Source organism: Vibrio agarilyticus, from assembly GCF_012641465.1.
Taxonomy (GTDB): Bacteria; Pseudomonadota; Gammaproteobacteria; order Enterobacterales; family Vibrionaceae; genus Vibrio; species Vibrio agarilyticus.
Map to the genome: position 1 here is coordinate 67,094 of NZ_JABAIK010000020.1, position 9,483 is coordinate 76,576.

Annotated in this window: 5 protein-coding genes; 4 read left to right on the forward strand and 1 reads right to left on the reverse strand. The window is 44.1% G+C overall.

The genetic code is table 11. The features are described 5' to 3' along the window. Positions 1-4: 4 nt before the first annotated feature. From HGP28_RS16205 to HGP28_RS16220, 4 genes are read left to right on the forward strand one after another with little or no spacing between them, the layout of a single operon-like run. A complete protein-coding gene (locus tag HGP28_RS16205) occupies positions 5-2,284 on the forward strand; it encodes a response regulator (RefSeq protein ID WP_168837518.1) in 2,280 nt (759 codons plus the stop codon). Then, positions 2,259-3,719: a TolC family protein gene (locus tag HGP28_RS16210; protein WP_168837519.1), complete on the forward strand. Its 1,461-nt coding sequence runs from the start codon at positions 2,259-2,261 to the stop codon at positions 3,717-3,719. The genes HGP28_RS16205 and HGP28_RS16210 overlap by 26 nt, the downstream gene beginning before the upstream one ends. Next, positions 3,709-5,373, forward strand: coding sequence for an ABC transporter transmembrane domain-containing protein (locus HGP28_RS16215; RefSeq protein WP_168837520.1), 1,665 nt, complete (start codon positions 3,709-3,711; stop codon positions 5,371-5,373). The genes HGP28_RS16210 and HGP28_RS16215 overlap by 11 nt, the downstream gene beginning before the upstream one ends. Further along, positions 5,357-7,519, forward strand: a complete 2,163-nt coding sequence (locus HGP28_RS16220; protein WP_168837521.1) for an ATP-binding cassette domain-containing protein — start codon at positions 5,357-5,359, stop codon at positions 7,517-7,519. Before HGP28_RS16215 ends, HGP28_RS16220 begins: the two co-directional genes overlap by 17 nt. A gap of 162 nt (positions 7,520-7,681) precedes the next feature. Here HGP28_RS16220 and HGP28_RS16225 read toward each other — a convergent pair whose 3' ends face one another. Beyond that, positions 7,682-8,956 (reverse strand): ABC transporter substrate-binding protein, encoded by a 1,275-nt coding sequence (locus HGP28_RS16225; protein ID WP_168837522.1) that lies wholly within the window; start codon positions 8,954-8,956, stop codon positions 7,682-7,684. Between the last annotated feature and the right edge of the window lie 527 nt (positions 8,957-9,483).

Consider the following 9,483-nt stretch of genomic DNA (forward strand, 5'->3'; position numbering starts at 1 on the left):
AGAGATGAATGATGTTAAACCCTATCCCCTCACAATCTCGGCGATTCGCATTAGCATAGCGATAAGCCTGCTACTGACTGCCGCAGGTGTTTATCTACTGCTCTCCTGGGCTCGAGTGGACAGCTTTGCTCAAACCAAAGCCACGCCATTGCTCGTCGCAGCAGAGGCCCTCAATCAGCGCATTATGGCCCAGCGTGAACTTTTGCAAGCTTGTGCTTTGCAGCCTTCATGCGCCATTACACAAGATAATATTGAAAAGCTACGCGAGGCCTTAACCCAGTTTCGCTCAGTCGCGTCGGAAAACAAAAGCGAAGTTAGCTTAGTTGGCGCGGTTGAGTACACGGCACTAGAACTGGCACTCAATCGATTTCAAGCAAGCGCACAAAGCCAAGAAGACAGGTTGACTCTCTATATTGAACTGACCAGCAGTTTTCAGCAAATTGAAGCGAATTATGCTGCGCTGGTGACCAAAATATCGACCGATACTTTGATGCAGAAAAATCGTTTTTTCATCTGGCTAATGGGCATTATCGCCGTATTGGTGGCTGTTGCGTTTGTATCGAATCTCTGGACGATAATGAGATTACGCCAATCAAACGCCAATGAACGCAAGGTGGTAACAGAGTTTGAGCAGTTGGCTCGAGAGTTACAAAAAATTGATGCCGAACGTCTCGACACCTTGCTTAACGACACCAGTATTAATCGACAGCAACGCCAGATCTACGCGCGATTAAAACGCACCTTTTCTGATCTCGAGAATCAAAAACGAGCAAACGATTTGTATAAACAGCTCTACTCCCTGATTGGTTATGAGATACGTGGCATCACCAACACCATTAGTGGTGGCGTACAATATTTGAGTAGTGATAATGATAAAAACGGGCAAGCCATGGTTAAGGAAGTCACCACGGCGGCGCAAACCTTGGCAGAGCTTGCGGAAAACTACAACCGACTGATTTCTCAAGGTGCCGACAGCAAAGCGCATGAATTTTCCTTATTAAGCCTGCTTTCCGAGCTAATGCTGCACGTTAATGCGAAAGCGATGCGCAATCAAACGCCATTAGAAACACTGTTTGATGAGACGTTACCAAGCCGCGTTGAAGGCAGACAAACTCAGCTTTTTTGGGTTCTTTTCTTACAAATCGCGGATGCCATTAGCCGTCATGCAACTCAGCCTCTTTTTATTTCAGTCACCTCAGGGGCTGCGGCCGACGCTGGAAAAACGCAACTCACCCTCAGCCTGCATTTTTTAACCTCATTTGATATTGCACTAAACAAACTTAGTGCGCTGCACTGGCGTGAATTAGAGACGCCAACAGGCAGCAAAGATGACTTGGCAAACGCCGTGTTGGGCAGTGAGATGGGCTATCATAGCCAATGGCATCAATCAGGAAAGCAAGTTCGCTTTCAACTGCATTTTGATGTGAAAGCGAAAAACTTTCACGCCAGTAACGCGCTATTAGAAAACAAAAAGTTGATGCTTTGCTCCGAATACGCGTTACGTCGAGATGTGCTGCATCAAACCCTTACTCGCGCGGGCGCTGACGTTTCGCTGGTGTCATCACCGGCAGAGTTATTAACGCAGCACCCCCACTTTCATCAATTTGATGCGCTACTGCTCGCCGACTGTTTCGAGCCGAGCAAGCTGCGCTCTTTGGCCAAAACCGTTCAAAAGCAGTGTATGCAAAATGAAGCACAGCATGGCCTTCGCCCACAACTGATTGTTTATAACAACACACTTTATGGGCACCTATCTCATAGCACTAACGACGGAGCGAACGCACTCTCCCCTGTGCCTTTTATTGATGCTCAATTAAGCGCGCCGATGATGGGATTTGAAAGTCTACCTCAGTTGGCTTCAATTTTGGCTGCGGCGCAACATCGCGAGCACGATCAGCCAACTCGATTCCTGATTGTGGAAGATGATCGCGTTCAGCAAATTCTACTCAAGCGGATTTTGGCCAAACAAGAATATAACGCCGACTCAGTGAGCGATGGTGCGGATGCCGTAGCATACATTATGAAGCAACGTTCTGACATCATCTTCATGGATTGCATTATGCCTGGCATGAACGGGATTGAAGCGACCAAGCGCATACGCCAATTTGAGAAAAATGAAGGCATTAGCCCTTGCACCATCATAGGTGCAACGGCGCTTAGCAGCCAAAATGAACATCAAAGTTGCATTGCAGCAGGCATGGATTTTGTGGTGAGCAAACCATACAAGCAAGATGAAATCATTAAGGTGATAAACAAATATGCCGCAGCTCAAAGACTTAATTAATCACGCTCGAACGTTCAAAACAATGCGCCACCTCGCCAGCTGCGCGGCATTGGTCTTCTTGGGTACTCTTGCGCCGTTTTATATTAATGCAACATCACTGCCAGAAGCGGTAGAGCTTGGGCTGCAACATAATCTGGCATTGAAAGTGGAACAAAAAATCTTACTGGAAGCGAATGATGCCATTGGGATTGATCGCGCGCCGTTATTGCCATCTCTGTATGGTCATGCCAATACAACATGGAATGATGATGAATATTTCTATAACGGCGAACCCAACAATCGCGCTCAATACAACTCGCATGGTTACGGGTTGTCTTTTCGCCAAGCGTTGATTGATTTTGGCCACTATTATCGTTATCGCCAAGCCAAACTCAGCTTTAGCATTGCGGAGATGCGTTATCAACAAGTCGAACAAGAGACCATTGCGACCACGGCTATGCTCTATTTTGATTATCTCAAAATGAGCGCCGATATTGAGAATCACCAAATGGAACTTAATTCATCGATTGCGCGGGAAAAACATATGGCGCGCAACATTGAGCTGGGTAACAAGGCCAAAAATGACATTTATGAAGTCATTGCACAAAAAGAGTCCATTCGTACTCGGCTAAGACAAGGACAGACTGAACGTGCGATTGTGCTAGATGAGCTGATAAATCATATCCAATTCCCAATAACACCGAGCTTTGACATCAAAACAAAAGCCAAACTTGCGCCACTGGATAATTATGAGCAAAAACAGGTGCGCGAAACCGCGCTCAAATTCAACAATGCACTCTTAATCAGTCAGCGTAACGTCAAACTAAGCCGCCAAGTGCTCAAGCAAGATCGCGCGGCGTTTTATCCTACTTTAGATGTTACCGCTCAATATCAGCACAGTGACAGCAATAACTACGACATTAATATTCCCTATGAAACGGGAGAGAGTCACAGCACCAAAGTCGCGCTGAACTTGCGTCTACCACTATTGGATGGCGGCCGAGATTATTACCGATATCAACAGTCTAAAACGGCTATTGAACGTTTTGAACTGAGCCACGAGCAAACTTTGATGAGCACCACCCAAGACGTTAACACCGCGATGCTTAATCTCAATAATTTGGCAGATAATATCAACAGTTACCGACGTATCCTTCAAGCAAATCAAGCCGCTTATCGTGGAATTCAACGTGCCTATGAGCTAGGGACTCGCACCATAACCGATGTGCTGACAGCCGAAAACCGCGTCTTTCGCTCGCAGCGCGACTTTCAAAACGCCCGTTATGATTATGTGAATGAAGCCATTCAACTCGAAAAACTCAGTGGGACCTTATCCCTTGACTCAATTTATGCGATTCAACCGCTGATGGTTGCCGTGACATCAAGGCCGCATCCGCTTAACAATCCATTAAGCGTGCCCGCTAATACCGAAAATGGAGTGGCGAATGAAGACTGAACACTTCTCTCAAAAAATCCACTTTGCCGATAAGTGCTATCTGACGCTATCCACGCTCATATCAACACTGCTTGCGCTGGTGCTGCCATTTTCAATCTTAATCATTTTTGACAAGGTGCTACCAAACCACGCGATCGAAACCTTGTTTTTACTTTTCGCGATTATTGTTGGGGCTATTTTTCTTGATTATCTGCTTAAAAACCAAGAAGAGAAAATGACCTCTCGGATCATGAAGCGGTTTGAAACGCGTTTGACGCATCATCTGTTTCACGCCATCTGCAGTGCGCAAATCGCCCGTTTTCGCCAACTGGAGCCCGGTGAGTATCTAGAACGTATTGCCACCATTCCAGAAATTAAAACCTTCTTTGGCGGTGAATTGATCCGCGCTTTCATTAACGTGGCCGTCAGTATCGCAACCATTGGCATCATTGGGCTGATAAATATCTGGGCAGCCGTCACCCTACTGTGCGCGTCACTCGTTCTCGCCCTATTTGCTCTGAGCATCTCAAAACAGAAAGTGCGCCAACTTGCCGACAAATCGGACATCGAAGGACTCACCACATCGAAAATCATCGAGATGATTGCCAGCCCACTGGATATTAAAGCGCGCACTATGGAGCATCGCGTCGAAAATCTCATGACGCATATGATTGAAGAGCGAGAGGTGCAATGCATTCAATTTGAACGGCTTGAAGCCAAATTGTTTCTTTTGCTGAGCCTTATTCAACAGTTGGCGATGGCTGGTGTGGTTGTGGTGCTCGCCAATGCCGTGATTGAGCAACAAGCGAGCCAAGGCGTAATGGCAGCAATCATTTTATTAACCAATCGTTATTTCTCACCATATCAACAAGTGATCCGTACCCTTGGGCGATGGGCGTTATATAAGATGCAGGTGCAGCGTATTGCTCAATTGCTGGATCTTCAATCACATGACACTAAAGTCAATAAAGCCAAACTGGGCTTAAAAGAGAGCAACACACAAAAAAATAATGAGAACGCTCAACAAGGAAATGAGAAAATCCATTTCCATTCTATTTCAGTCAAACTCGATCTCAAGCGACGCGTCGAATTTGAGCAGGGCCAGGCCTATCTCATCAGCGGTCGCAGCGGAAGTGGCAAAAGCCATCTGGCGCACTGCATTTCTCGTGAAACCGCTACGCCACGTTTTGACATTCAGGTGGATGCACATTCGCTGACTCATATTGGTTACGAGCCTTGGCGACAACAGGTACTGCTGATTAATAAGGCCAGCGCTTTTGTCGACGGCACTATTATCGATAATCTGACATGCTTTCGACCCAGTTTAAATACCACGGCGTTTGCTCTGTGTGAAACCATGAATATCAAAGCCATTATTGATTCACTGCCTCATGGGTTTTACACCGAACTAAAAGGCCACCTGCGCCCACCATTTTCTCGTCAAGTGAACTATGCCCTTTTGATCGTGCGTGCGCTTCTCGCCAATAAATCAATACTGATTTTCGACGACCTCGATACGGTGTTTGATGATAGCTTTGGCCAAACCGTTCTTGCGAGTGCGGCGTATCGAAGTAACGATAAAACGCTCATCATCATTAGCAATAAACTCGACAAGCTCAATCATCGCCTCACCCGAATTAAACTTACGAGAGATAGCCATGAGCATATTGATTGATTTCAGTAATATTCAACAGCGGCTGGCAGATTTTGAGTCCGAGGCATTTCAAGAGCGTTATGAAGAGACTCCCTTGTTGCGCGGCCTCGCCTACACCCTTATTGCGCTTGAGTGGGAAGGCACGCCCACGATGCTCAGTGACGCATTCGTAGTTAAAAATAGTGCAGCAGACAGCTTTAACGCAACCATTGAACGTTTAGGTTATCGCTGCGAACACGCCCACTTATCTAGTCTGACTCAATTAAACCAAATCGCGCAGCCTTGCTTTATTGAAATTGACCACTTATCCGCGATATTTTTAGGGTGCCGTGATGATCAGGCAATTTTATTTGATTACACAAACAACGATACCTTGCTCTACCCGTTAAAAGAGACCCCTTGCACTCTTATCAGTATCAGCGAGTATTCTAAGCTCTTTCGTGAGCCGCCCCCAGAAACCCACGATAAAGACCATTGGTTGCGCCATCATTTTTATCGCTATCATAATGAAATAAAGAGCCTGTTCTTATTGAGCTTTATCATTAGCCTTCTCGGTGCAGTGCAGCCCTTTTTTATTATGGCAGTCTATAACTTCGCGCTCTCATCTGGCTCATCCGGCACTTTATATTGGCTCGCGCTCTTTGCGGTGATCGTAGCCTTAAGCGAGTACGGGTTTAAACGCATGCGAGTCAATATCATCGCGACATCCGGTAAAGCGTTGGCGGTGCACATTTCACAGCAAGTGGTCGCAAAGTTACTTTGGCTGCCCTATGCCAAAACATCGCAAGCGGGAATTTCTGCCCAGCTAGCTCGTTTAAAAGACATTGATACCTTTCGTCGACTTGCTACCGCCGATTCCACCATCAGCTATTTTGATATGCCGTTCGTATTGGTGTTTATTATCGCCATCGCCATTTTATCCCCAACGGCTGCCATGGTGGTTATCGCCGGATTAGCCCTGATGCTGATTTACTGCTTTTACGCTCGGTATCGTTATTCACAAGCCACGGCTCGAAGCACTCGCGCCAATGCCTTGGTATCCTATCAATGGAACGAAGCGCTAAGCCGAATAAAAACCTTACAAGGTTTGCCGTTAATGCGCATTATTCAAGCGCGTTTAAAGGCCGCTTTACGCCAGAGCAGCGATGACGCGGAGCGCGTCACCACAACCAATAGTAAAATTCAGGTTGCTGGTAGTAGTCTGATTCAAATCATTGGCACAACCACCATAGTAGCGACTGTGTTAGGTGTATTGGATGGTGCAATTTCCGCCGGTGCCATGCTTGCAACTGTGATTTTGGTGTGGAAAGCACTGGGCCCGATTATGGGTATCTACAACGCCCTCACTAAGTTTCAGATCCTCAAAGCGTCAGCCACGCAAATCAATCACCTAATGGCAATGAGTGATGATCAGTTCACGCTTCAAAAAAGCCCCCCTATTCGACGTTTTGATGGGCGGATTGAAGTGAATCACTTACATCATCGTTTTACTGGGGCAGTGACTGGTTTGACAAACTTGGGATTCTCTTTGCCCGTCGGGCAAAAAGTGGTGATCTCAGGGCCATCGGGATGTGGTAAAACAACGCTGATTTCGATCATTGCTGGATTGGAAACGCGCTATCAAGGTGCTGTGACCCTTGATGGCTATAACATTCGCCAATTCAATAACTATCGCTATCGCACCTCAATTAACTATATCCCGTTTGACTTGCACATTTTTGAAGGCAGCGTTGAAACCAATTTTATCATGCACAATGGGCTGATCCCAACCGAGCAAATGCAAGCTATGTTGGATTTTTTTGAACTTGGTACATGGTTAGATAAAGGGTTAGCCACCGAGTTGAACGCAGAAAAAGTCAGCACATTACCCAATGGCGTGCAGCAACGCTTACGCTTAGCCATCGGTCTAGGCAACCATAATGCCGCGGTTGTGATTATCGATGAGCCATTTTGTGGCTGTGAGCTTGAGAACACCCACTATTTTAACAAACTGTTTAGCGATAAGTTAAATAGTCAAACGGTTCTCTTTGCATCAAACGACCCAAGCCTTATTGCCACTTCAACGATGAGCTTGGTGCTTGATAAAGACGGAAACCTGAAATACTGTGGTTCAACCGACAAATACCTCACAAACCTGAATCGTTCAAATCGTATAGCAATCGCCTAACCCATACTGTTTTCTATATAATTGGAGTTTACCAATGTTCATTTTCCCAAATTGAAATAAAAATCCCGAGTTCAAACGAACCCGGGAAAAATGAAAGCAATTGTATAGACATACAAACGATTTAGGAACTTAACAATGGAAACTATATAAATATACTATCGATCAATTCATCACTCTTTTTTTAGCACGATTCCAACGAGAATCAAGTTTCTCAAGAGCCTTATTAAAGTCTTTTGAGGTGATAACATCCTGAATATATCCACCAGAGTAGAAATCAATTTTTGATCGGTTTGTAACGCCAATAAAGGTGGATGAATTCACCGGAGTTTGAATTATTTCTGGCTTATAATTCATATATTCATTTAGTTGTGAAAGAGCGGGCTCTTTGGACTTCAATGTAGGAATAAATCCCGCTACTTGATCAAAATCAGACTCTTCAATCAAGAACTTAAGATAAGCTTTTGCTGTCTCTTTATTCTGTGAATGCTTACTAACTGCATAGCCCCAGTCATGATTCATTTGTCCTTTTAAAACACCAGAATCATCTGAAGGAATTGGCATAAAACCGATTTTAGAAGGTGATACACCACGGTCGATTATCTGTGGAATAACCCAATTACCGAGATAATACATCCCTGCGTTACCAGATGCAATTGCCGCTTTTGAGTCTTCCCAAGAATTTGTCATCAAATCTTTTTCGGTGTAACCGTTATCAATGAGTTTTTTAAGAACATTAAGCGACTTATTATATGCTGTATCACCAGAAAAAGGTTTATCTTGATCAAGCATCTTCTCATACACACCATCATTACCTTCAACAACTAAAGGAAATTTATCCCACTGTTGCAATGGCCACTGAGCACCAAAATTTACGTAAATGGCGATTTTTCCATTATTTTTAATTTTTTCCGCAGCTTCATAAAACTCAGATAATGTACGTAAGGGAACTTTAATACCCGCTTCTAGTAAAACATCCTTATTGTAGACCAAGCCTTCTACTGAATTCCCCATAGATATACCATATGAAAATCCTTCACTCGCCCATGCATCAAAAAAATAAACCTCTTCATCATTATAAATGTCATTTAAAGGTTCATAGAAATTGCTATATTGCTCCGAAGGAACAGATGGTAGAATAAGAACCAAATCACCATAATCACCAGTATTCATTCGCGGTCTCAAGCCACCTTGATAGTCAGCAAAGCCCACAACTTTTACATCATTTACTTGTGGATATAGCTTCTTAAACTCCACTTCGTAACGATCGTATACACCAGCTTCAACCAAATCAGTCCTATTTGTATAAAACGTGATATCACCTTTTACCAAATCCGTATTGATGCCATCAGTAACACCGGCGTTTGTAGCACTGCTTAAGCTCAATAATACTACACTTGCTAAAAATGATTTGGATAACTTCCGTACGTATTTATTCATTTTATTCTCCAGATTATTGTGAATTTTTATGTCATCTTGAATCGAATAAATAGTAACGTTACGATTTATTTATTGCTATACTCCTATTGAAACAACGTGATAGTAATCACCATTTTCAACCCAGCACTAGACGCAAAAGCGCATCACTTAAAAAAACAGCAACTTACACAAGACACTCTCTAAAATTTTATATCTAAACAAAGGTAAACGTGCGGCCCATCTTATCCAACTGATCTAAATCACAAAAACGTAACGTTACGAATAAACTTAAGACAAAGCAAATCCAACTAGACATTTTGAACTGACTTATTAACACTGTATTATCTACAAAATAATTACATCAAAACATGTTCATTTGAAAACATCACCACCAATGCAAAAACTGCCCCACAAACACCCATTAAAACCTACTCCACGTACTGGCCGCTACCTGTGCTTTCGGCACAGGTGAAACTCTGTAATGACCCAGCCGAAATTGGACAACTTAAGCCGCTAATTCATACGCTTTAGCGGGCGTTTTCATATTC